This window comes from Erwinia aphidicola (genome assembly GCF_014773485.1).
Lineage (GTDB): Bacteria > Pseudomonadota > Gammaproteobacteria > Enterobacterales > Enterobacteriaceae > Erwinia > Erwinia aphidicola.
Genome location: NZ_JACXBP010000006.1, coordinates 289,380 through 314,015, shown reverse-complemented (window position 1 = coordinate 314,015; position 24,636 = coordinate 289,380). Strand labels below are relative to the sequence as shown.

Annotated in this window: 21 protein-coding genes and 1 pseudogene; 11 read left to right on the top strand and 11 right to left on the bottom strand. The window is 55.4% G+C overall.

Annotated elements, in window-relative coordinates; genetic code table 11:
- Entirely contained in the window at window positions 1-1,395 is a 1,395-nt protein-coding gene (locus tag ID864_RS16240) for a GGDEF domain-containing protein (protein ID WP_191150089.1), read from the bottom strand.
- 458 nt (window positions 1,396-1,853) lie between these two features.
- Here ID864_RS16240 and lolC point away from each other — a divergent pair, with 458 nt between their 5' ends.
- From lolC to cobB, 5 genes are all read left to right on the top strand, one after another.
- Window positions 1,854-3,053 carry a lipoprotein-releasing ABC transporter permease subunit LolC gene (lolC, locus tag ID864_RS16235; protein WP_048916340.1) on the top strand — a complete coding sequence of 400 codons (1,200 nt, stop codon included), beginning with the start codon at window positions 1,854-1,856 and terminating at the stop codon, window positions 3,051-3,053.
- Window positions 3,046-3,750 carry a lipoprotein-releasing ABC transporter ATP-binding protein LolD gene (lolD, locus tag ID864_RS16230; protein ID WP_191150088.1) on the top strand — a complete coding sequence of 235 codons (705 nt, stop codon included), beginning with the start codon at window positions 3,046-3,048 and terminating at the stop codon, window positions 3,748-3,750. The genes lolC and lolD overlap by 8 nt, the downstream gene beginning before the upstream one ends.
- Window positions 3,750-4,994, top strand: a complete 1,245-nt coding sequence (lolE, locus tag ID864_RS16225) for a lipoprotein-releasing ABC transporter permease subunit LolE (RefSeq protein ID WP_099754440.1) — start codon at window positions 3,750-3,752, stop codon at window positions 4,992-4,994. The genes lolD and lolE overlap by 1 nt, the downstream gene beginning before the upstream one ends.
- Before the next feature lie 61 nt (window positions 4,995-5,055).
- Window positions 5,056-5,982 (top strand): N-acetylglucosamine kinase, encoded by a 927-nt coding sequence (nagK, locus tag ID864_RS16220; protein ID WP_191150087.1) that lies wholly within the window; start codon window positions 5,056-5,058, stop codon window positions 5,980-5,982.
- Between the two features lie 91 nt (window positions 5,983-6,073).
- Entirely contained in the window at window positions 6,074-6,985 is a 912-nt protein-coding gene (gene cobB, locus ID864_RS16215; protein WP_191150086.1) for a Sir2 family NAD+-dependent deacetylase, read from the top strand.
- Here cobB and ID864_RS16210 read toward each other — a convergent pair.
- Window positions 6,935-8,107 (bottom strand): benzoate/H(+) symporter BenE family transporter, encoded by a 1,173-nt coding sequence (locus ID864_RS16210; protein WP_191150085.1) that lies wholly within the window; start codon window positions 8,105-8,107, stop codon window positions 6,935-6,937. The two genes, cobB and ID864_RS16210, sit on opposite strands and share 51 nt — an antisense overlap.
- A gap of 100 nt (window positions 8,108-8,207) precedes the next feature.
- On the opposite strand from ID864_RS16210, the gene ID864_RS16205 reads away from it, so the two are divergent.
- Together ID864_RS16205 and pepT are read left to right on the top strand one after the other, a co-directional pair.
- Window positions 8,208-8,771, top strand: coding sequence for a helix-turn-helix domain-containing protein (locus ID864_RS16205; RefSeq protein WP_048916333.1), 564 nt, complete (start codon window positions 8,208-8,210; stop codon window positions 8,769-8,771).
- A 90-nt stretch (window positions 8,772-8,861) separates the two neighbouring features.
- Entirely contained in the window at window positions 8,862-10,109 is a 1,248-nt protein-coding gene (gene pepT, locus ID864_RS16200; RefSeq protein WP_099754443.1) for a peptidase T, read from the top strand.
- Between the two features lie 221 nt (window positions 10,110-10,330).
- On the opposite strand, the gene ID864_RS16195 is transcribed toward pepT, so the two are convergent.
- The 8 genes from ID864_RS16195 to rluE all read right to left on the bottom strand — a co-directional run bounded on the left by ID864_RS16195 (window position 10,331) and on the right by rluE (window position 18,224).
- Window positions 10,331-11,458: a ribosomal protein uL16 3-hydroxylase gene (locus ID864_RS16195; protein WP_048916331.1), complete on the bottom strand. Its 1,128-nt coding sequence runs from the start codon at window positions 11,456-11,458 to the stop codon at window positions 10,331-10,333.
- A 78-nt stretch (window positions 11,459-11,536) separates the two neighbouring features.
- Entirely contained in the window at window positions 11,537-13,000 is a 1,464-nt protein-coding gene (gene phoQ / locus ID864_RS16190) for a two-component system sensor histidine kinase PhoQ (RefSeq protein ID WP_048916330.1), read from the bottom strand.
- The gene (gene phoP / locus ID864_RS16185; RefSeq protein ID WP_048916329.1) at window positions 13,001-13,669 is read right to left on the bottom strand and encodes a two-component system response regulator PhoP; all 669 of its coding nucleotides are present in this window, start codon (window positions 13,667-13,669) and stop codon (window positions 13,001-13,003) included. It abuts the gene before it with no gap.
- A 121-nt stretch (window positions 13,670-13,790) separates the two neighbouring features.
- Window positions 13,791-15,161 (bottom strand): adenylosuccinate lyase, encoded by a 1,371-nt coding sequence (purB, locus tag ID864_RS16180; RefSeq protein ID WP_048916328.1) that lies wholly within the window; start codon window positions 15,159-15,161, stop codon window positions 13,791-13,793.
- 29 nt (window positions 15,162-15,190) lie between these two features.
- Window positions 15,191-15,835, bottom strand: coding sequence for a high frequency lysogenization protein HflD (hflD, locus tag ID864_RS16175; protein ID WP_048916327.1), 645 nt, complete (start codon window positions 15,833-15,835; stop codon window positions 15,191-15,193).
- A gap of 24 nt (window positions 15,836-15,859) precedes the next feature.
- Window positions 15,860-16,978: a tRNA 2-thiouridine(34) synthase MnmA gene (mnmA, locus tag ID864_RS16170; RefSeq protein WP_048916326.1), complete on the bottom strand. Its 1,119-nt coding sequence runs from the start codon at window positions 16,976-16,978 to the stop codon at window positions 15,860-15,862.
- A 67-nt stretch (window positions 16,979-17,045) separates the two neighbouring features.
- A complete protein-coding gene (locus ID864_RS16165) occupies window positions 17,046-17,519 on the bottom strand; it encodes an NUDIX domain-containing protein (RefSeq protein ID WP_048916325.1) in 474 nt (157 codons plus the stop codon).
- Between the two features lie 48 nt (window positions 17,520-17,567).
- Window positions 17,568-18,224, bottom strand: a complete 657-nt coding sequence (rluE, locus tag ID864_RS16160; RefSeq protein WP_099754445.1) for a 23S rRNA pseudouridine(2457) synthase RluE — start codon at window positions 18,222-18,224, stop codon at window positions 17,568-17,570.
- 102 nt (window positions 18,225-18,326) lie between these two features.
- Here rluE and icd point away from each other — a divergent pair, with 102 nt between their 5' ends.
- The 4 genes and pseudogenes from icd to ID864_RS16140 form a co-directional block, all read left to right on the top strand.
- The gene (icd, locus tag ID864_RS16155; RefSeq protein ID WP_048916323.1) at window positions 18,327-19,577 is read left to right on the top strand and encodes an NADP-dependent isocitrate dehydrogenase; all 1,251 of its coding nucleotides are present in this window, start codon (window positions 18,327-18,329) and stop codon (window positions 19,575-19,577) included.
- Between the two features lie 1,533 nt (window positions 19,578-21,110).
- On the top strand, window positions 21,111-21,821 hold the full coding sequence (locus tag ID864_RS16150) for a YoaK family protein (RefSeq protein ID WP_048916322.1): 711 nt from the start codon (window positions 21,111-21,113) through the stop codon (window positions 21,819-21,821).
- Between the two features lie 732 nt (window positions 21,822-22,553).
- A complete protein-coding gene (locus ID864_RS16145) occupies window positions 22,554-22,868 on the top strand; it encodes a hypothetical protein (protein WP_048916321.1) in 315 nt (104 codons plus the stop codon).
- 149 nt (window positions 22,869-23,017) lie between these two features.
- Window positions 23,018-23,122, top strand: a pseudogene (locus tag ID864_RS16140) (IS6 family transposase); the annotation flags it as partial.
- 225 nt (window positions 23,123-23,347) lie between these two features.
- Here the strand turns inward: ID864_RS16140 and ID864_RS16135 are convergent.
- Entirely contained in the window at window positions 23,348-24,049 is a 702-nt protein-coding gene (locus ID864_RS16135; RefSeq protein ID WP_191150084.1) for a hypothetical protein, read from the bottom strand.
- Window positions 24,050-24,636: the final 587 nt, after the last annotated feature.

The window sequence follows — 24,636 nt, the reverse complement described above, 5'->3', positions numbered from 1 at the left end:
CTACAGAACAAACTCCGGGCGAACCTGATTTCGCCCGCTACTCTTCGCAAGATACAACTGTTCATCAGCCTGTTTGATTGACTCATCCAGGCTGTTGACGTTCTTCAGGTTGACCGTGCTAATCCCAATACTCACCGTCACGCTCAGATCGTTGCCGTTCAGCATAATGCTGTTTTGTTCAATGCTGTGGCGCAGGCGATTCGCCAGCAGAAACGCGCGCGGCTGAGAAATCCCTTCAATTAACACCAGAAACTCTTCACCACCCATCCGGCTCACCAGCGCGGTCTGCTGCAGTGACTGGCGGATGCACTCAACGGTTTTCGCCAGCACAAAATCCCCGGCGGCGTGGCCGTAGGTGTCGTTGATATTTTTAAAGCGGTCGATATCGATCACAAACGCCGCGCCGAAAAAGCCGTGTGGGCGATTGCGGGGCGTCACCAGCGTTTCAAGTTTTGAGGAGAGCCCGCTGCGCGTCAGGGCGCCGGTTAAAAAGTCATAGTCGGCGCGCTTAGTGATGCGCGCGACCAGCTTTTTATTGGAGGTGCTGCTCAGTGCCACAATCAGCGGGCTGATCAGCATGGCCGCCACGCCGAGGCGGGCAGAAGAGAGAGAATCGATGCGGAACAGATCGTCCTTGCCCTGAATATTAAGCACGTTGCCCGCCACCAGGATGATCTCGCTAATTCCGGTGATCATCGTCAGGAAGCAGGTGATAAACAGCGGGTAGCTGATGGCGCACCACAGCAGCGCGGGCAGGGGAAACAGCATGCTGCCGCCGCCGCCAAGCCAGGTACCGGCCAGAGTGGTGGCAATCAGCGCAATCAGCGGCAGCACGGTGCATTCACGCAGGGCGCTGGCCAGCTGAGCCAGCTCATCGCGGCGCGGCAGGCTGATGACCAGCGGCAGCAGCAGGATGGAGGTCGACATCTGCTCGGAGAACCATGAGAACCAGGCCTTAAACAGCTCATCCTCAAAGTAGCGCTCGCTGACAATCGCACCGACCAGCGCACAGCCGGCGGCACCGAACAGTGAGGCCGGGAAAACGTGCAGCAGCGCCTGCAGGCGGCGGGGGTAACCGCGGGTAAAGTGGCTGGTCAGCAGTATCCAGCGCGCGCAGGCAATAAAGAGAACATTTGCCCCATCAAGGCCAACAGCAATGATCGGGGGCGTGCCGTACAGTATGTCCGCGCTGAGCATACCCAAAAAGAGCGTGAGCAGCGTGCTGCGTTTGTCCAGCGGAGGAAAGCGAATGAGCAGCCCAAGCAGTATCGCGTTGCCCGGCCAGAAAAGTGACAACGAACCGAGGTTACGCGCCTCAAGGCCGATAATCGACAGCAGCATAGCGAGGACAAAGAGGATGACTGCCCGATTAACATTATTTTTATACTTTGGCATCTTTAGGCTCAGGACGGTTAAAACGGATCGCTTATGGACGGTCGAATTTAAGGGCTGGCTTCAGGTTGACAACAGACTGCGATCTGAGGGCTGGCGTAATTTTATGCGCACACAACATACGCGACAACCCTGCTGAAAGCAATTTATTAAGATTAATCCTGGTGCCTTTGGAGCCAGTGATATGCGCTGCGTGAGCGGCTAAAGTTAAGCTAAATGAATGCGCTGGATGGCTGGTTCCGTTATGAGGTGCCACATATAACGCAATTAAACGGCGCGATCGAATAAAAAAGTCGGGCATCAGAAGGTTTGGGAGAATTCCTGGTACAGTTACCCACGGCGCTGAAATGTTTCAGTAATTGACAAAACAATGCGCGCAGTCAGAGGCTTAGTGGTTCCATAACGCTGGACTAACCTTTATTATCCCCAGCAATTGTTTCGGCCATTAAAAGACGGATGTCATGTATCAACCTGTCGCCTTATTTATCGGCCTGCGCTATATGCGCGGGCGCGCCTCAGACCGCTTCGGCCGGTTTGTCTCCTGGCTCTCTGCTATTGGCATTACGCTGGGCGTGATGGCGCTGGTTACCGTGCTTTCCGTAATGAACGGGCTTGAGCACGAGCTGGAAAAAAACACCCTCGGGCTGATGCCGCAGGCGTTAATTACCAGTGACAGCGGCTCCATCAACCCGCAGCAGACCCCTGCCAGCAGCCTGCATCTCTCCGGCGTCAGCCGCATTACGCCGCTTTCCACCGGGGAAGTGGTGATGCAGAGCGCCGCCAGCGTGGGCGTTGGCGTTATGCTGGGGATTAACCCCGATGAGCCGGACCCGCTGGCACCGTATCTCTACAACGTGCGTCAGCAGCAGCTGCAGTCGGGCCAGTACAATACCATCGTCGGCGAGCAGCTGGCGCATCAGCTGGGCGTGCAGCGCGGCGATAAAATCCGCCTGATGGTGCCATCCGCCAGCCAGTTCACCCCGATGGGCCGCATTCCCAGCCAGCGTCTGTTTACCGTGATCGGCACCTTTGCCGCTAACAGCGATGTCGACGGCTACCAGATTTTGGTCAACCAGCAGGATGCGTCGCGCCTGATGCGTTACCCGGCAGGCAATATCACCGGCTGGCGTCTGTGGCTGGATAAGCCGCTGCAGGTCGACACCATTAGCCAGCAGCCGCTGGCAAAAGGGCTGGTGTGGAAAGACTGGCGCGAGCGCAAGGGCGAACTGTTCCAGGCCGTGAAGATGGAGAAAAATATGATGGGGCTGCTGCTCAGCCTGATCGTCGCCGTTGCCGCTTTTAATATCGTCACCTCGCTTGGCCTGATGATTATGGAGAAGCAGGGTGAAGTGGCTATCCTGCAAACCCAGGGGCTGACGCGCCGCCAGATTGTCGCCGTGTTTATGGTGCAGGGTGCGACCGCCGGAGTGGTGGGCGCGGTGCTGGGCGCACTGTTGGGCGTACTGCTGGCCAGCCAGCTAAATAATTTAATGCCGGTTATCGGTGCCTTCCTTGATGGCGCCGCGCTTCCGGTCGATATCTCTCTGACGCAGGTTGCCACCATCACCGTTACGGCGATTGTGGTGGCGCTGCTGTCCACGCTTTACCCTTCCTGGCGCGCGGCCGCCGTTCAACCCGCTGAGGCTTTACGTTATGAGTAACAACATCCTGTTGCAGTGCGACAACCTGTGTAAACGCTATCAGGAAGGCAGCGTGCAGACCGATGTCCTGCGCAACGTATCCTTCAGCGTGAAGCCGGGTGAAATGATGGCGATTGTCGGCAGCTCCGGCTCCGGTAAAAGTACCCTGATGCACCTGCTGGGCGGGCTGGATACCCCAACCTCCGGTGAGGTGGTGTTTGACGGCAAATCGCTGAACGCCATGTCGTCAGCGGCCAAGGCCGAGCTGCGCAACCGCGAACTTGGCTTTATCTACCAGTTCCACCACCTGCTGCCGGACTTCAGCGCGCTGGAAAACGTCGCGATGCCGCTGCTGATTGGCAAAACGGCGAAGGCCGGGGCGCAGGCGAAGGCGCAGGCGATGCTGAAAGCGGTTGGCCTGGATCATCGTGCTGCGCACCGCCCGGCAGAGCTCTCCGGCGGCGAGCGTCAGCGCGTTGCTATCGCCCGGGCGCTGGTCAACAGCCCGCGCCTGGTGCTGGCGGATGAACCGACCGGTAACCTCGATGCACGCAATGCCAATGCCATTTTTGAGCTGCTGGGTGAGCTGAACCAGACTCAGGGCACCGCTTTCCTGGTGGTGACGCACGACCTGAGCCTGGCAAAACGCATGCAGCGCCAGATGGAGATGCGCGACGGCGTGCTGAGCGACCAGGTGCAACTGGCAGGTAGCCTCTGATGGCCGGCTCTCTCTCTTTACTGCTCGGCCTGCGCTTTAGCCGCGGCCGTCGCCGCGGCGGCATGGTTTCGCTGATCTCGGTGATCTCCACCGTCGGTATCGCGCTCGGCGTGGCGGTACTGATTGTCGGGCTGAGTGCGATGAACGGCTTCGAGCGCGAGCTGAACAACCGTATTTTGGCGGTGGTGCCGCACGGCGAGATTGAACCGCAGGATCAGCCGTTTGCCGGCTGGCAGGCGATGTTGCCGAAGATCCGCCAGGTGCCGGGCGTGGCCGCCGCCGCACCCTATATCAATTTTACCGGTCTGATCGAGAGCGGCAGCAAGCTGGAAGCCGTGCAGGTGAAGGGCGTTGACCCGCAGCAGGAGAGCCAGCTCAGCGCGCTGCCCTCCTACGTGCAGAATAATGCCTGGGCCAGCTTCGCCGCAGGCAAGCAGCAGATCCTGCTGGGGCAGGGCGTTGCCGATAGCCTGAAGGTTAAGCAGGGCGACTGGCTGACGATCATGATCCCCAACAGCGACGCCGGGCATAAGCTGCTGCAGCCGAAGCGGGTGCGCCTGCAGGTGGCCGGCATCCTCAAGCTGAGCGGCATGCTCGACCACAGTCTGGCGCTGGTGCCGCTGGCCGATGCGCAGCAGCTGCTGAGCATGGGCGACAGCGTCACCGGGATTGCCCTGAAGGCCACCGATCCCTTTAGCGCGATGAGCGTCGTGCGGGCGGCGGGCGAAGTCACCCACGCTACCGTCTATATCCGCAGCTGGATTGGCACCTACGGCTATATGTATCGCGACATTCAGATGATCCGCGCCATTATGTACCTTGCGATGGTGCTGGTGATCGGCGTGGCCTGCTTCAATATTGTCTCTACGCTGGTGATGGCAGTGAAAGATAAGAGCGGCGACATTGCCGTGCTGCGCACCCTCGGGGCTAAAGATGGCTTAATCCGCGCCATCTTTGTCTGGTACGGCCTGCTGGCCGGGCTGGTGGGCAGCGTCAGCGGAGTGGTGGTTGGCGTGCTGGCCGCTCTCAATCTGACACCGATCATTCATGCGATTGAAGCGCTGACTGGCTATCATTTCCTTTCGGGGGATATCTACTTTATCGACTTCCTGCCCTCCGAGCTGCACTGGGGCGACGTTGGCATTGTGCTGGTGACCTCCCTGCTGCTGAGCCTGATCGCCAGCTGGTATCCGGCACGCCGCGCCAGCCGCATCGACCCGGCGCGGGTGCTAAGTGGTCAATAAGTACAGCGGTCAATAAGTACAGTGGACAGTAGAGGCAGCGGTTAATCATCGCGGGGGCAGCATGTATTACGGCTTTGATATTGGCGGTAGCAAAATCGCCCTTGGAGTGTATAACGCTCAGCGCCAGCTGGTCTGGCAGCAGCGCGTTGCCACGCCGCAGAATGATTATCCGCAGCTGCTGGCGCTGCTGGAGCAGTTAACGCTTGAGGCCGATGCGTTTTGCGGGCTGCAGGGCAGCGTCGGGCTGGGCGTGCCGGGACTGCCGGTGCCGGATGACGGCACGCTGTTCACCGCCAATATTCCGGCGGCACGCGGACGCACGCTGTGTGCCGATCTTAGCCAGCGCCTGAATCGCCAGGTACGCATTGATAACGATGCCAACTGTTTTGCGCTGTCGGAAGCCTGGGATGATGAATTTCAGCGCTACCCGGTGGTGCTGGGGATCATCCTCGGCACCGGCGTGGGCGGTGGGTTGATCGTTGACGGCAAACCGGTCACCGGGCGCAATTACGTGGTCGGGGAGCTGGGACATATGCGCCTGCCGGTCGATGCGCTGGAGGTGCTGGGCCGTGATATCCCCCTGCTGACCTGCGGCTGTGGAAAAAAAGGCTGTATTGAGGGCTATCTCTCAGGAACAGGATTTTCATGGCTGTGGCAGCACTTTTATCAGCAGACTCTCAGTGCGCCTGAGATAATCACCCGGTATTATCAGGGAGATACTTCCGCGCTGGCACACGTCGAACGTTATCGTGACCTGCTGGCAGTCTGTCTGGGCAACATTCTGACGCTGCTCGACCCCCAGCTGGTAGTGCTGGGCGGAGGTTTGTCCAATTTCGATGCGCTGTATGACGACCTTGCGCAGCGGGTAACGCCACATCTGTTACCGGTTGCCAGGCCCCCGCGCTTTGCAAAGGCACGTCATGGAGACGCAGGCGGAATGCGCGGTGCCGCATTCCTGCACATTAAGAACCTGTCCCAACAGGCGTAATTGTCGCAGACAATTTTGAGCACTGCTCAGGTTCAAAACGGCAAGTAAAATAGCCTGATGGGACAGATTCTAAGGATTAGAGGATTTGGTTATGCGTACACCTCGTCGCCGCTTAAGGCTGGCACGCTACAAGAAGACCCGACGCCAGGTACATCAGCGTTTTCGTCAGCGCATTTTCGAACGCGACCGTAATATCGAAATAGCCCGTCATCCGCTGCCGCGCGTGGTGGTACTGACCGGGGCTGGCATCTCTGCCGAGTCCGGCATTCAGACCTTCCGCGCTGCCGATGGCCTGTGGGAAGAGCACAAGGTCGAAGATGTCGCCACGCCCGAAGGCTTCGCCCGCAACCCTGAACGGGTGCAGCAGTTCTATAATCTGCGCCGCCAGCAGCTGCAGCAGCCGGCGATCCAGCCTAACGCTGCGCACCTGGCGCTGGCCGAGCTGGAAGCCGCGCTTGGTGACCATTTCCTGCTGGTCACGCAGAACATCGACAACCTGCATGAGCGTGCCGGTAACCGCAACGTGATTCACATGCATGGCGAACTGCTGAAAGTGCGCTGTGTCAGCAGTGGCCAGGTCCTGCACTGGACCGAAGACGTTAAGCCGGACGATCGCTGCCACTGCTGCCAGTTCCCGTCGGTGCTGCGACCGCACGTGGTGTGGTTTGGCGAGATGCCGTTGCAGATGGATGAGATCTATCAGGCGCTGGCGCAGGCTGATTACTTTGTGGCTATCGGTACCTCCGGCCACGTCTATCCGGCGGCCGGTTTTGTCCATGAGGCCAGGCTGCAGGGCGCGCACACCGTTGAGCTCAACCTGGAGCCAAGCCAGGTTGGCAGCGAGTTTGAAGAGAAGCAGTATGGCCTGGCCAGCGAAGTGGTGCCGGAGTGGGTGCACGACCTGCTGGAAAACATCGCCAGGCCTGATGCGCGCAAAGGTCCCGATGCGCCGTCAGCGTTTGGCCTGCGTCAGGATCAGATGGGCGATAACACCGCCGATTAATCCCCAGAACGCGGCGCCCACGCCCAGCAGCGTAACGCCGGAAGCGGTGATCAAAAAGGCGATCGCCGCTGCATCGCGCTGTTTCTCATCGCTGAGCGCCCGCTGCAGGCTGGCGGCAAGGGTCCCCAACAGCGCCAGCCCGGCGATGGTGTGGATCATCGCCTGCGGCAGCGCGGTAAATAACCCGCCAATCGCCCCACCAAATACCCCCGCCAGCAGATAAAACACCCCGGCCGCTGCCGCCGCCCAGTAGCGCCGCTGCGGGTTACTGTGCACCTCCGGCCCCATGCAGATTGCGGCAGTAATCGCGGCGATACAGACGGTGAAACCGCCAAACGGCGCCAGCAGCAGGGCGGTCAGCCCGGTCCAGGCGATCAGCGGCGACACCGGCAGCGTATAGCCGTGCGCTTTCAGCGTGGCGATGCCGGGTGCATTCTGCGAAGCCATCGTCACCACAAAGAACGGAATACCGATGCCGAGCAGGCTGGAGAGGCTGAAGTGTGGCGCAATAAACTGCGGCATAACCCTGCTTTGCCCCGGCATAACGTGGATATTGCCCTGAATGGCCGCCACCAGCAGCCCGGCCAGCAGCGTCAGGATGATGGCATAACGCGGCAGCAGCCTTCTTGCCAGCAGGTAGACCAGGCACATGCTGCCGCTGAGCGCGAAGTTGACCTGCAGAGCGCCAAAGGCATCCATGCCGAAGCGCAGCAAAATACCGGCCAGCATTGCCGCCGAGATCGCCTGCGGAATCGCGTTCATCACGCGCGCAAACAGCCCCGTTACGCCGCAGATCAGGATCAGCGCGGAGGCAAAAATAAATACCCCTATCGCTTCATTCAGCGGCGTGCCGGGCAGGCTGGTCACCAGCAGCGCAGCCCCGGGGGTTGACCAGGCGGTGAGCACCGGAGTGCGATACCACAGCGACAGCCCAAGCGATGTGGCGCCCATCCCCAGCCCGAGCATGGTTAGCCAGCCACCAATTTGCAGCGGGCTGGCCCCGGCGGCAGCGGCGGCCTGAAAGATAATGGCCGCGGAGCTGGTGTATCCCACCAGTACGGCGACGAACCCGGCAACAATCGCGGGAAAGGTCAGATGGCTGAGCGTGAGTGGAGGGCGCATATACGGTTTCCGCAGGTTGTACGTTATCACGCACAAAGTAGCATCGTGCGTTATAACGTACAAGCGGCTATACTCGGCAAAAGATCGCGGGAGGAACATCGTGGACGCTCTGCAACATTATCTGGCCAACACGCTAAAGCAGCAGCGTTCGCTGCGCGGCTGGAGTCTGAGCCATGCGGCTCAGATCACTGGGGTGAGTAAGGCGATGCTCGGGCAGATTGAACGCGCCGAGTCCAGCCCGACTATCGCCACGCTATGGAAAATCGCCACCGGTTTTAATCTGCCATTCTCTCTGTTTATTGAACCGGTCGCCGCCGATGATGATCGCGCTCCGCGCCGTGAATCCCTTCTGCCGGGCTATTCACCGGCGGGGAACGGGATGCAGATCGTTTCACTGTTTCCTTTCGATGCTGAGCTACGCTTCGAGATGCTGGTGATTGAACTGGCACCCGGCGCGCTGAGTGAATCCGCCGCCCATGAGAAGGGCGTGATAGAACACGTTATTGTGCTGGAAGGGGCGCTGGAACTGGTGGTTGATGGTCAGGTTCAGCGGCTGGGCAGGGGGGAGGCGCTGCGCTTTCAGGCCGACTGCATGCACAGCTACCATAATGTGGGTAATGAAAAAGTGCGTTTTCATGATCTGATTCATTATCCCCGGCGTTAATCACGCGTTCACCGACGCAAAGTGATTTGAAACAATATTTGCCCTGGTACGGCTACCCATAATAAACGCTGGCATTCAGAGGGACGACAGATGAACAACTTACTCAATCGCTTCTTAAACTATGTATCCGTGGAGTCGCAATCAAAAGTTAACGTGCGTCAGATACCCAGCTCCGAGGGGCAGCTACGCCTGGCGCAGATACTGTGTGAAGAGCTGAGAGCGCTTGGCATGCAGGATATCCGCTGCAGCAAGCAGGGTATTGTCATGGCGACGCTGCCGTCCAACGTCAGCTGGCCTACGCCGGCGATCGGGTTTATTTCGCATATGGATACCTCGCCGGATTTTACCGCCAAAAACGTCAATCCGCAGGTGATTGAAAACTACCGCGGGGGCGATATCGCGCTCGGCGTTGGCGATGAGATCCTCTCCCCGGTGATGTTCCCGGTGCTGCACGAGCTGATCGGCCATACCTTGATCACCACCGATGGCAAAACCCTGCTTGGCGCTGATGATAAAGCCGGTATTGCCGAGATCATGACCGCGCTGGCGCACTTAACGCAGGGCGGCGTTGAGCATGGTGAAGTGCGCGTAGCGTTTACCCCGGATGAAGAGATTGGTAAAGGCATTCACAACTTTGACGTGGCGGCATTCGGCGCTGACTGGGCCTATACCGTTGACGGCGGTGGCATGGGCGAGTTCGAGTACGAGAACTTTAATGCGGCCTCGGTGACGGTAAAGATCACCGGCAATAATGTGCATCCCGGAACTGCAAAAGGGGTAATGGTTAACGCGCTGGACGTGGCGATGCGTTTCCACCGAGAGCTGCCGGAAGATGAGGTGCCGGAGAAAACCGCCGGTTACGAAGGCTTCTACCATCTGCACGGGATCAAGGGCGCGGTCGATCGTGCCGAGCTGCACTACATTGTGCGTGACTTCTCGCGTAGCGGCTTCAGCCAGCGTAAGCAGCTGCTGGCGGAAATCGCCGCACGGCTGGAACAGACGCTGCCTGCCGCGGCGGGGATTGAGCTGCTGGTCGAGGACAGCTATTACAATATGCGTGAAAAGGTGGAAGCCTGCCCGCAGAGTATCGAGCTGGCGCTGCAGGCGATGCGCGACTGCGATATTACCCCGCAGGTGAAACCGATCCGCGGCGGCACCGATGGCGCGCAGCTGTCATTTATGGGCTTGCCATGCCCGAACCTGTTTACCGGCGGCTACAACTATCACGGCAGGCATGAATTTGCCTCGCTGGATAATATGGAGCGGGCTGTACAGGTGATTGTGCGCATTGCGGCGCTGGCGGCGGAACAGGCGAAAACGGCAGGGTCTGCGGGCTGACCCAAAAAGAGGGTCAGCCCCTACGAGGGCAAGATTTCGTAGGGGGCGACCTTTTATTTCGGTCGCCCCGCGTCAACGGTGGGACCTGCGGGCTGAGCGAAAAAGAGGGGCCGCCCCTACGAGGGCAAGATTTCGTAGGGGACGACCTTTTGTTTCGGTCGCCCCGTGTCAACGGTGGGACCTGCGGGCGGACCGGAAAAGAGGGGCCGCCCCGCAAAGGTTTACTCTTCCTCGGGGAAATACCAGTATCCGCTGTTCACCAACGCGGCAAGCTGCGCAAGGAATGACGGATCGTCGAGCGCATCACCAAGCTGTTCCTGGCCGAGCGTCAGCTGATTGGCCAGCGCAGTGAGGGCAGCACGGTGCGGGGATTCCACCTGCTCACCGTTGATAAACACCGCTTCACCGATCGACACCACGCGCAGACCGCCCAGGCGTGACAGTTTATCGCCCTGCTGAAGCGCATCGTAAATCTCATCCGGCTGATATGGCGGCTCCGGCGGCGCGATGTCCAGTTCGTGACGCGACTGGGAGATAAACTCGCCGAACCACTGATTAAAGTGCTGCGGCTGGTCAATCACTTCCAGCATCATGGCGCGAATGCCCGCCAGCTCCGCGGGCAGAATTTCGGCGTGATGCTCGCGTGGCTGCACGTCCGGGTCGCTGAAGCGGCGGCTGCCCAGTTCGCGGGCCAGCACGTAGTCGGCAAAGCCGCTGATCAGCTCACGCCCGCTTGGCGCACGGAATCCCACCGAGTAGTTAATCGCATTTTCCAGCGAATAGCCCTCATGCGGGAATCCTGGCGGAATATAGAGAATATCGCCCGGCTCCAGCTCTTCATCAATGATCGCCTCGAACGGCTCCACCTGCAGCAGGTCGGGATGTGGACAGTGCTGTTTCAGTTCGGTTTTTTCACCCACGCGCCAGCGACGACGGCCGGTGCCCTGAATGATAAATACGTCATACTGGTCGAAATGCGGCCCCACGCCGCCGCCCGGCACCGAGAAGGAGATCATCAGATCGTCCATGCGCCAGTCGGGGATTGTGCGGAAGGGGTGCATCAGCGCGGCAGACGCTTCATGCCAGTGATCGACCGCCTGTACCAGCAGCGACCAGTTGTTCTCGCCAAGATGGTCATAGCTCTCGAACGGGCCGTGAGCGACCTGCCATTTTCCATCCTGGTGGCTGACCAGTCGGCTGTCGACTTCGTTTTCCATCGCCAGGCCGGCCAGTTCATCCGGGGAGATCGGGTCAACGAAGTTTTTAAAGCCGCGTTTCAGCACTACCGGGCGTTTCTGCCAGTAGCGCTGAATAAAGTCGGGCCAGTTGAGATCGAGCTGATAATCCATGATGATTTCCTGAAACGCGAAAGTGAAACGATTATAACAGTGCGCGGCAGTCGCTGTGTACCCTCGCGCAGAAATCTGTCACTCGTGCTTGTGCAGGGGTTCCTGGCGCTCGAAGATCACCTCCATGCGGGCGCCACCCAACGGGCTGGCGCTGGCGATGATATCACCGGCGTACTGTTCCAGAATATCACGTGCCAGCGACAGGCCCAGCCCCTGGCCGGGGCGCAGGGTGTCGGCGCGCTGGCCGCGAATAAACACCAGATCGCGTTTATTTTCCGGGATGCCGGGGCCATCGTCCTCAACAATCAGGTGGAGTGAGTTGTCGGTCTGACGGGCGGTTATCTCCACAAACTCCAGGCAGTATTTACAGGCGTTATCCAGCACGTTGCCCATCACTTCCATAAAGTCGTTCTGTTCACCGACGAAAATCAGCTCGGGAGAGATATCCAGCGTCAGCACCACGCCTTTGCGCTGATAAACCTTGTTCAGCGCGGAGCAGAGGCTGTCGAGCAGGGCAGGGACGGAGTGCAGATCGCGCTTCAGCGCGTGGTGATCCGCCTGCATGCTGGCGCGGTGCAGATAATAGCCAATCTGCTGCGAGATACGGCTGATCTGCTCCAGCATTATCGGCTCAGCCTGCTCCACCGACAGGTTTTGCCCACCGCGCAGTGAACGCAGCGTGGTCTGCAATACCGCCAGCGGCGTTTTCAGGCTGTGGGTCAGGTCGCTCAGAGTCGTGCGATAGCGGGTATGGCGCTGACGTTCGTTATCCAGCAGCATATTCAGGTTGCGCACCAGCCCTTTCAGCTCCTGCGGCGGCGCGGGATCGAGCGTTTCACGGCTGCCGCTCTCCAGTTCGCGCACCTGGCCCGCCAGCGCGCCAATCGGGCGCAGGCTCCAGTGCGCCGCCAGCCACAGCAGCGGAATAATCAGCAGCAGGTTGGCCAGCAGTACATAGCTGAACCACGACCAGACCACGTCCGAGTGCTGAAGCTCCTGCGGGATTGAGTCGACCACTACAATGGTCAGTTCCGGCAGGGTAGTCGTGGCTTCATAGCGGTTAACCGCCACCGAGTGCGTAAAGGTGTCATCCCCGTCGTCGTCATAGGCGGTCAGCTTATTCTGCGCATCACGGTCATTGCCGAGCACTTCGCGGCTGGTATGGTTATTGGTATCGATTTCGTAAAAGTCAGATTTATTCAGCCATTCACGGCGGATTTTGCTACGGATATCCGGCACGTCGCGCTGCTGCCACAGCAGGTTGCCGCGATCGTCATAGATAAATACCAGCGCCGGAAAATTGAGGCTCATCCGCTCCGGCTGCACGATACTGAGCTTATTGTCCTGCCACTGAGCAAGGGTAAAAAACAGGTTACTTTCGCTGCGCAGAACGCGGTAGGTATTCTTATCAAAGCTAACGACATAGCCCACCACGGCAACCATGCCGTAGGAGAGAGACATGGTTAACACTACCGCAGCGGTAGCAAGCAGGAAACGGACCCGCAGCGAGAGCGGTTTTCTTCGGCGCCAGCTAAAGCGCATTTACAGGTCGAAGCGGTAGCCCTGACCGCGCACCGTGGTGATCACTTCCAGCGGATGCTCCGCCTGCATTTTTTTGCGCAGGCGCCCCATCAGTACGTCGATGGTGTGGCTTTCGCGCAGTTCAGCATCGGGGTAGAGCTGCAGCATCAGCGAATCTTTACTCACCACTTTTCCGGCATTGCGGATCAGGGTTTCGATGATGGTGTACTCAAAGGCGGTCAGCTTAATGTGGTTGTCGTTGATGGTCAGCTCGCGGCGCGAGAGATCCACCTGGAAAGGGTGCAGGGTAATAATCTGTGAGGCCAGCCCGCTATTGCGGCGCATCAGCGCCTGCATGCGCGCCACCACTTCTTCGATATGGAACGGTTTAGTGACGTAGTCATCGGCACCGGCTTCCAGCGCTTCGACCTTTGCCTGCCAGCCGTCGCGCGCGGTCAGCACCAGAATCGGCTGACGCACTTCCTGGCTGCGCCAGCGGCGGATCATCGCCATGCCGTCTTCATCAGGCAGGCCGAGGTCGACCAGCGTGATATCCGGAGTGTGCTCATTGAGAAAATAGTCAGCTTCTTTCGCGCCCTCGGCGGCGTCCACCTGATGACCCATCTCACGCAGCTGAACCGCAAGATGATGACGCAGCAGTGGATTATCTTCCACAACTAACACACGCATAATCTAATCCTTAAACAAAGAACTGCCGGAGTCGACAGCATAAACTGCCTTGAGTATAGGAGGAAGCAGATAAACAGCAGCTTAACACGGGCTGACTAGCGCCAGCCCGCGTGGGGAGGGGTTACTTCAGGTCGTCAACCATCTGCACAGCACGGCCAATGTAGTTCGCTGGCGTCATCGCTTTCAGGCGGGTTTTCTCTTCTTCCGGCAGCGCCAGACCGTCGATAAACACCTTCATGCCTTCCGCATCGACACGCTTGCCGCGAGTCAGCTCTTTCAGCTTCTCATAAGGCTTCTCGATGCCGTAACGGCGCATGACGGTCTGGATTGGCTCGGCCAGTACTTCCCAGTTGTGGTCCAGCTCGTCCAGCAGGCGGTCGCGGTTCACTTCCAGCTTGGAGATGCCTTTCAGCGTTGCCTGGTAAGCAATCAGCGCATAGCCCACGCCCACGCCAAGGTTGCGCAGCACGGTGGAGTCGGTCAGGTCGCGCTGCCAGCGGGATACCGGCAGTTTGCTTGCCAGATGCTGCATCACCGCGTTCGCCAGGCCCAGGTTACCTTCTGAGTTTTCGAAGTCGATGGGGTTAACCTTGTGCGGCATAGTAGAAGAACCGATTTCACCGGCAATGGTTTTCTGCTTGAAGTGGTTCAGCGCAATGTAGCCCCAGACGTCGCGATCGAAATCGATCAGGATGGTGTTAAAGCGCGCCATGCAGTCAAACAGCTCGGCGATATAGTCATGCGGTTCGATCTGCGTGGTGTACGGGTTCCAGGTAATGCCCAGGGAAGTGACGAACTCTTCACTCAGCTGATGCCAGTCCACTTCCGGATAGGCCGCAATGTGGGCGTTATAGTTACCGACAGCACCGTTAATTTTACCCAGCATTTCGATGCGTTCCAGCTGGCGCAGCTGGCGTTCGAAGCGGTAAGCGACGTTCGCCATCTCTTTGCCCAGCGTGGACGGGGTGGCTGGCTGGCCGTGGGTACGTGACAGCAGCGGAATATCCCGGTACTGCACCGCCAGGTCTTTCACTGCGGCGATGATTTTGTTCCAGTAAGGCACAATCACCTCACGGCGAGCGGTTTCCAGCATCAGCGCGTGCGACAGGTTATTGATATCTTCAGAGGTACAGGCGAAGTGAATAAATTCAGATACCGCGTGCAGGGCAGGGACGGCTTCAACTTTCTCTTTCAGGAAGTATTCGACGGCTTTCACATCGTGATTGGTGGTACGCTCGATGGTTTTAATGCGCGCAGCGTCAGCTTCACTGAAATTGCTGACAATGGCATCAAGGAAAGCGTTTGCGTCGGCGTCAAATGCAGGAACTTCCTTGATTACAGCGGTTTCGGCCAGTTTCTGTAACCAGCGAACTTCAACCTCAACGCGGAATTTCAGCAGGCCAAATTCGCTGAAAATGCTACGCAGTGGGCTGACTTTGTCACCATAACGACCATCAACAGGTGAGACGGCGGTCAGAGAGGATAATTCCATTGTTGCTGCTCCAGATCGGTTTAAAAAAATCAGGTTGCGGTCCCGTTGATGCGGGCCAGAATCGCTTTCGCCTCGTTGACTAAGCGGTTACGGGAGAACATCAGCTGCAGGCGGCCACCGCCGACCTGCTGCCACAGCACTGCTGCGCGGATACCCGCCAGCAGTGAGGCTCGAACTTTACTCTGCACCTGGGCATTTTGCAGAACCGCCGGAGAACCGGTGACCTGAATGCGCGGGCCGAGCGGGCTGATTACGTCGACATAAATTGCGGCCATGGCGCTCAGCAGGGTATCGGACTCCAGACCGTAGTGCGCCAGCTGACGATCGAGCTGGGCGATGCGGGTTGAAAGCTCATTCAGCGCGCTTTTACTGGCGTTGAGCTTACGCTCCAGCACCATCATGCTCAGGGTATAACGCGTCAGCTCGGCGCCCAGGCCCTGGCGGCTGTTGCTGTTCAGCACCGCAATCAGGGTTTCCAGGCCAAACTGCAAATTGGCTTCATTGTCACCGTACACCGCCAGCGTGGAGGACGGATTGAGGTCCAGCAGGCTGTTCAGCGTGATTTTCAGCGCGTCCGGCGGGCACTGGCCCTGATGCGCCAGCTGTTGCACCAGGTGAGCGGACTGGCAGATGCCCGCCAGCGCCAGAGTAATATCATAATAGTTCTTCGCCACGTTTACTCCTGTATGCGGACCGAATTACGCGTTTACCAGCGGCAGGCGCTGTTCGATAATGCCGCCACCAAGGCAAACTTCATCGAGATAAAATACCGCTGACTGGCCTGGCGTCACTGCGGCAACCGGCTGGTCAAAACGCACTTCGATGCGGTCTGCATCGATCGGGGTCACGGTGCAGGGGATATCTTCCTGGCGATAGCGGGTTTTCACCATGCAGCGCAGCGGGGCGCTCAGCACTTCGCGGTCAACCCAGTGCAGCTGTTGGGCAATCAGGCCCACCGACATCAGGCGCGGGTGATCGTGGCCCTGCGCCACCACCAGCGTATTGCCGGCGACGTCTTTATCGACCACGTACCACGGCTCTTCATTGCCGTCTTTAGTGCCGCCGATGCCCAGCCCTTTACGCTGGCCGAGCGTATGATACATCAGCCCCTGATGCTGGCCTACGGTATCGCCCTCTGTGGAAACAATCGGCCCTGGCTGCGCGGGAAGATAGCGCCCGAGGAACTCGGTAAATTTGCGCTCGCCGATAAAGCAGATACCGGTTGAATCTTTCTTCTTCGCGGTCACCAGCTCCAGCTGCTCGGCAATGCGGCGCACTTCGGGTTTCTCTAGTTCACCCACCGGGAACAGACTTTGTGCAATCTGCTCATGGCCGAGGGTGTAGAGGAAGTAACTCTGGTCTTTGTTGCCGTCAAGACCGCGCAGCAGGCGGCTTTTGCCGTCCACATCCGCGCGGCGCACGTAGTGACCGGTAGCGATATAGTCGGCACCCAGGTCTTCGGCGGCAAATTCGAGGAAGGCTTTAAACTTGATCTCTTTGTTGCAGAGAATATCCGGATTTGGCGTGCGGCCAGCTTTGTACTCCGCCAGGAAGTGCTCGAACACGTTGTCCCAGTATTCGGCGGCAAAGTTGACCGTGTGCAGATAAATCCCGAGTTTGTCACAGACTGCCTGCGCGTCGGCTAAATCTTCCGCCGCCGTGCAGTACTCTTCGCCATCGTCCTCCTCCCAGTTTTTCATAAACAGGCCTTCAACCTGATAGCCCTGCTGCATCAGCAGCCAGGCGGAAACGGAGGAGTCAACACCGCCGGACATCCCGACGATCACTTTTTTTTGGCTGTTAGAGCTGTTTGACATGAATTACCCGACTTTAAGTTTTAAGGAGTCGTTAAAGGCGACTCTGATAAAATTGCGGCGCATTCTATCATGCGTCGGCGATCAGCGCACTCTCGCTAAACGGCCACTGGAAAGCGCTGAGGATCTCCAGCGGGTAGCGCGGGGCGCTCAGGTAAATCTGCAGGCTTTCCGCCACCAGCGGCGAACGCAGCTTGCGCGAAGTGATAATTTCCTCCGGCGGCAGCCACCAGCAGCGGTCGATATCACGGTCCTGCGGATAAGTTTCCACAGCTTTTGGCAGGTCGAGTGCGAACAGGAAGCGTAAAAACGGGGTGTTATCCGGCGCTATCCACTGGTGCAGGCGTAAGAAAGCCTGCGGTACGGCATCAATACCGGTCTCCTCGGACAGTTCGCGAACGGCGGCCTGCAGCAGCGTTTCATCGGCTTCCAGATGCCCGGCAGGCTGATTCAGCGTGGCACGCCCGCGCACCCGCTCCTCCACCACCAGAAACAGCCCTTCGGCCTGGACCACGGTGGCTACGGTTACGTGCGGTTTAAACATGGTGCTCTCCATTAGGTTAAAGCGCATGGGTTGTCACACGCGAAGTCGTCAGATTTCACTGCTGATATCGCGCCATTCGCCGGGGGCCAGCCCGTTGAGTTGCAGTGCCCCCATTGAATAGCGGATCAGACGCAAAGTCGGGAAGCCAATATGTGCGGTCATCCTGCGTACCTGGCGGTTGCGCCCTTCAAACAGGGTGATTTTCAGCCAGCAGGTCGGGATGGCCTTGCGTTCACGAATGGGCGGTTGACGATCCCACAACCACTCCGGAGCGGCCACTTTTTCTACCTGTGCAGGTAGAGTAGGGCCATCTTTCAGATTTACGCCAGTGCGCAGTGGCTGAATGTCGCTCTCCTGCGGGTCGCCTTCCACCTGAACATAATAAATTTTCCCGGTGCGTTTACCCGGCTGCGTAAGCTTCGCCTGCAGTGCGCCATCGTTGGTCAGCACCATCAGCCCCTCGCTGTCGCGGTCAAGACGCCCGGCGGCGTAGATACCCGGCAGCGGAACATAATCCTTCAGCGTGGCGCGCCCGGCTTCATCCGTGAACTGCGGCAGCACGTCAAAAGGCTTATTAAACAGCACCACGGTACGCGGGCCTTTGTCCACGATCGGTGCGACTTTACGCTGGCTGAAACGTTTAAGGCGGTGATTCGTAACGGGAGTTTTTCGCATAGTCTTTGCACTTGGTAACAATAGGCGCATTATACCGCAAACCCGAGAAGATTGGCGCGGAGTCAATATTCAAGTAGTATTGACGCGCATCTTACAAATCATTAACAAAAAAGCGCTCGATAGGAGAGGTTAATGGAAAGCAAAGTAGTTGTTCCGGCGGAAGGTCAGAAAATCACCCTGGTCCAGGGAAAACTCAACGTACCAAACAATCCAATCATCCCGTTTATCGAAGGTGATGGCATTGGCGTTGACGTGTCTCCAGTGATGATTAAAGTTGTCGATGCCGCTGTGCAGAAGGCTTACAACGGTGAGCGTAAGATTTCCTGGATGGAAATTTATACCGGTGAGAAATCGGTAGAGCTTTATGGCCAGGATGTTTGGCTGCCAGAAGAAACTCTCGAACTGATTAAAGAATATCGCGTAGCCATCAAAGGCCCACTGACCACCCCGGTCGGCGGCGGTATTCGTTCCCTGAACGTTGCCCTGCGTCAGCAGCTGGATCTGTACATCTGCCTGCGTCCTGTCCGTTACTACACCGGCACACCAAGCCCGGTTAAACGCCCGGAAGAGACCGACATGGTTATTTTCCGCGAGAACTCCGAAGATATCTATGCAGGTATCGAATGGAAAGCGGGTAGCGCGGAAGCAGATAAAGTCATCAAGTTCCTGCGTGATGAGATGGGCGTGAAGAAAATTCGCTTCCCTGAGCAGTGTGGTATCGGCGTGAAGCCGTGCTCTGAAGCAGGCACCAAACGCCTGGTTCGCGCTGCCATCGAATACGCTATCACTAATGACCGTGATTCCGTTACCCTGGTTCACAAAGGCAACATCATGAAGTTCACCGAAGGCGCTTTCAAAGATTGGGGTTACCAGTTGGCGAAAGAAGAGTTCGGCGGCGAGCTGATCGATGGCGGCCCATGGATGAAAATCAAGAACCCGAACACCGGCAAAGAGATCGTGGTTAAAGACGTGATCGCCGATGCATTCCTGCAGCAGATCCTGCTGCGCCCGGCCGAGTATGACGTTATCGCCTGTATGAACCTGAACGGTGACTACATTTCTGATGCCCTGGCGGCGCAGGTTGGCGGTATCGGTATTGCTCCGGGTGCTAACATCGGTGACGAATGTGCACTGTTTGAAGCCACCCATGGCACCGCACCTAAGTATGCAGGCCAGGATAAAGTGAACCCAGGTTCCGTTATCCTGTCCGCAGAGATGATGCTGCGCCATATGGAGTGGTTCGAAGCCGCAGACCTGATCGTTAAAGGCATGGAAGGCGCAATCGCTGCCAAAACCGTGACCTATGACTTTGAGCGCCTGATGGATGGCGCTAAGCTGCTGAAATCTTCAGAGTTTGGCGACGCGATGATCAAACACATGTAATGGTGTTTGTCGGCGGGGACCGCGTGTTCCCGCCATCGTTTCACCCCGAGAAAACTTTTCCTCTAAACGTCCCCACAACCCTTCCCCAAACTGTATAAAACTCAGCCTAATTACAGTTCTATATAATCTGGCTTTATTGAACGTGGTTGTGATGGAGCTCGCCATGCACAACTTGCGACGTTGCGTGCCTGAAATGAACTAAGTAAAGGCTCAGAACCGCATCGCGCTAGATAGAGATCAATCTCTTACCTGGTAACAATAGTGCAGGTGATGCGCCAGTAAAACCAGTCTAATCTGGCACTAAAATATGCAAAAAAATTGCCCGCAAAAGTTATGGCGGGCGAAAATCCTTGTTACGCAGAGCCATGGCTCTATGAGGTTGACACTATCTTGTGTCAATTTGAGTTTAGTAGTGCCAGTTATAATTGCAATTTTAGGCAAAAAAAACCGGCAAGCTGCCGGCGGTATAATCTGCACCCTAAATGGAACCAGCAATGGATCCTTTCTTAAAGGTAGTTCATTAATGCGCTATTAGATAGCGTGCTATTATGATTAATTTTCATCGTTACGATTTTGCACCTCTCTCGCTCAAGTCGTTAGATGCAGATAAAAGCCGGCGTTACACAGGCATAAATTCGTGCAAGGGAAAGGAAATCCAAACACAGCCTAAGCTGCGTGAGCACTCTACTCGCGTTAGGAAAAACTTTAATATAATTCGATGAGTACAGAGCAGGTATCAGGTTAAAGGGGAGGAAAGTCAGGCCAAAAAAACGGTACTGCGCCCGCGTTTGATTTTACTTTTAGGTCTTTACCGGGAAAGACCAGCACTGATACCTATACTCATAAGTATCGAAAATTCGGCGTTCTGAATCAGATGGCTTAGCTTTTGCACGAGCCTTGCGATAGCGGCACTGACCTCAGCGAAATCTTGCTGGAAGTTCTGAAGTGGGAATTGACTTGAGAGTCATTAAAACTACCCACCCGAACCTATCTTCCTGCCACTCAATGCAGGTCAATCTTCATCACCTGAATCTCGCGTCGATGGGCTCGTGCCGCGCAGCTTCATTTCTCTAAGGTGCTTGTTGTAGTCGACACCACAGTCAGCTGAACAGAAAGCTGTTTCGGCAACTACAGGCTGGTCTTTACACCATATGCACCTACCGTCAGGGCTTTTAGGACTCTTTTGGCGACTGACCAATGAAGATTGGATAATTGCCTGCTCTAATTCCTGTGCTAAATCTGCGTCATCCATAACTGCCTCACTATACCGATTGAAAAATTTGATTCCCTACGGACCCTTTAATCATAACCTGAGCTGAAGTAGTACAATAAGTGGACATTCATTCAGTATGTATGAATGAACAGACAGGCATCTGTCACCCGGGGGGCGTTTTCGGAACTGCGCACCTGTGAAGATCGTTCGCCAGCAATGCCTTAAGCAACCGGAGCATTTTCCTTTTTTAATTTGTGGTCTTGTTCCTGATTTGAAATGAGCGGAACATAGGATGACCTCAGTTGAACGCGGCTGCTTCTATGTTAATCAGTACTGAAAATCTACGTAGCAACAGTGCAGATACCAAACTTGCCTGCACGCTAGCTGCGGTTGCCGGAGCCCTGAACACAGCAGCCTTTGAAGTTGTGGGCTTTTTCTCTGCCAACATGACCGGTAACGTCTCTTCTCTATCGGATCACCTTGCTAAAGCCAACCTGGTACCCGGCATTTTCTTTTTCGAAATTGTCTGTATTTTCATCGCCGGCTCAGCATTCTCTACCTTTATGATCAATGCGGGTCGCAGAAGAAACATGCGCGCGGTTTATGCCATGAACATCATTTGTGAGGGGATTGGCCTTGTCGTACTGGGTATGGTTGAAATCTGGCTAAAACCTGTTTCAGCAGGCGTGATACTTATCCTGAGCCTGAGTTTTCTGATGGGATTACAGAATGCCGTGGTGACGCGAATATCCAACGCACGAGTCAGAACAACGCATATTTCAGGGACGTCTACGGATATCGGTATAGAGTTGGCCATGTTATTTGATGTGGTCAGACGAAAAGAATCCCCTAAAGATGCCCCGCTATATCTTGAAAGACTCAGGCTGCACGCCTCGACGTTAGGGGCATTTCTCTTGGGTGGTGTGGCGGGTATCTGGCTGTTCCATCTGCTGGGATATGGGTTTCTGATATTTGTAGGGATATGTGTGATTATGCTGGCAGTGCACAACATGCTGCATAAGAATTCTTGAGAAGAATTAATATCCTATTCGGGCTTTTTTTGTTTGCATCATAAGGCTTAATCGCGAGTGGCCTGATGAGGGTAGTTGCGCCAGGTCAGTCCCAACGCTCCGCACAAACTCTTACTCTGAAAGCGGTAACATGATGCCGTGCAGTTCACTTTCATCCAAGCTGCTGACAAGGAGTGAAAGACCATCGCTTACCCCAGGCTTTAGTCATCCATCCATTTATGCCGGAATAAGTTTTTTTGTCGTTCGGCTGGGCTACAAATCGATTATATTTGGCCCGCTAATTGCTGCACCATATTGTTCTCAAGGAGGTATTGTGATGAAAAAGGATGTTAGCTTGACCCTGGGTGCCAGTCTTTTCTGCTTTTGCCTGTCTGGCGTGGGCATACTGACTTTAGTTGGTCTGTACAGGCTCTTTATGAACCTTCCACTTTGGTGACCTAACCACTTCAGTACAGTTCGATACCATAAACACACTACTTAATTAAAAATACTCTGCTACATCAGGGCAGTACCAATCGTGCTGCTCTTCTCAATGAATCTCTCATAAAATTGATAACACTGTCTATTTATGCAGTGATTTCTTAAACACTCTAACGCCCCAGCCATATCCGTAATCTTCACGATGTATATCGGTCTGCCGTAATCAGATCTTTTATGTCATAAAAGAACTTGCCAGTTAATCTCATGAACATTATGGTTTTTATACCTAAACAACACGGATTGAGATAGCCCATGATCGTCAGAACCTGGCACGGCTGCGTACCTCTCAAACATGCTGAAGGCTTCAGCGCACACCTGCAGAAAACCGGTATTGAACACTCTCAAAACACCCCCGGAAATCAGGGAGCATTTGTTCGGCGCTCAACTCAGGGCGAGTGGGAGCATTTCTTCCTCGCGACTTACTGGTTAGACCTCACGGCAGTAAAAGCATTCGCGGGTGAGGATTATCACGTTGCGGTGACCTACCCGGATGATGAACAGTTTCAGCTGCTGTCAGACCCTTACGTTTTCCAGCATGAAGTCTCTGAAATGACAGCGCTAGAATGAGGCCAAGGCCAGTAAATGGGCTCTGTTGCAAAAATCTGTAGGTGGTAGACTTATCGCCCCATTTGCTGATGGAGTAGCACATGAACCTATTCAAAGGCCGGTATTTTCAGAGAGACATCATCCTATGGGCGGTTCGCTGGTACTGTAAAAAAGGAATTGAGGTGATGCGTGCGCTACGCAAAGGCCAGGCCTCAGAATTTTATTATGGTGACCCCTTGGGCGAAATGCGTCTGATAAGCAGAATTTTTGAAGTGAGGTCTTTTAATAAGAAAAAAGGCTACCTCATCGCGAACTTTACAACAGTGCCGAATCAGGTACGTTTACGTTACATCCCACGTGAAAACTGCCCGAGGTGGAGGAGCCACCATGCCCGTTTTTAGATGAGGAATAAGAACCGCCAAAGGAACAGCTGCCAATTGAAAAACCGCCTGCTACTACATTCATTTCATTTAAAGAAAGTTCACGCATTGTTGTTTCTCCTAATTACAGTAATTTCCGAATATAACGTGCTTTTTTCTCATGGATGCAACCCACTGAGAAGCTGAGGTGGCATAGTGGATGTTTTTTATGCCAAACTTTTCAATGTCTTCCGGGGAATATGAAAACCATTTCTCCGGATACTTGTCTTTATAATCAGGGTTCAGTTGAGGGCAAAAGGATACTTGTAAACCTACATCTATCATTTTATAAAATTCAGCATCTTCTTTTCTCAGCCTCTTGATTTGATCAAGTTTCAAAAAATCTTCTTTAGATATGTTTCCCGTGACAGTTAACTCCCTGTCGGGACCGTTGAGGCCGCCATGCCACAGGAGGTACGAATCATTACTCAGGTGCTTATTTTTTCCTGCCGGGAAGATATAATTAGCACAGGCTGAAGCACAGACGCTGCGAACATCGACATCCATCCCATGACTGAAGATGTAACTGGCTATTTTCAATGCATTCTCAGCATCGCCACCGGTGCTGCTTATAGATACAGTTTTGGCAGGGTGTTTATTTACAAGCTTAAGAAAAACGAGAAATGATGTGTCCGTGATTTGTCCGTTGTAGAAGAGCGTATCTTCTTTAATGTAAATTTCAGGCGGGTTCAGAAGAGCCCTAACATCAGGGATGTCTATCTCTTCATACGCTTCACATGATCCGGATTTGAATATCAGGATAAGCATGAACACTGAAGTCATTACGAGATACTTACAACTAAGTAAATTATTAAGCTTTCCCTTTCTCACTCTACGAACTCCATTTTATGCCGATAAGGAAATCAGAACACAGCTTGTAGTTCTTTTTCATGTATCAAAACCAGCAGAAGGCATGCACGCTGCTTTTTGTAATGTATCTTGAGTATGTGTCTTTTTTTAGAGCTAAAATGTAACTAAATATTTTTTTAATCAAAATATTTGAATGTAAATATGACTTATCGACGAACTCTTTGAGGGTGGAGGCGCCCGACACTCTTAATCCGCGTGATGCAGGTACTGCTACCGGAAATTGCTTTATATAGGAGAGCGATCAGTCGTGGTGAAAAATATTTCACCACGACTGATGACATTCATGCGTATTCGAACGGTGTCAGGGGCAGTAAAGTGTACTTTCTCGAAATGCGGTTCCGGTACCTAGCTCTCATCCTGCAGCGCACAAAGTTTTTTTATTTTTTGAGCTTCAGATGGTCTTTAGCTTTGGTGACGGAATTTTTCTGGTGTTGCGGCGTACAACCCCAAGATCGGCATTCAGCCATCTCATGACTGAAAAATTACTGTTCCATGCCGTG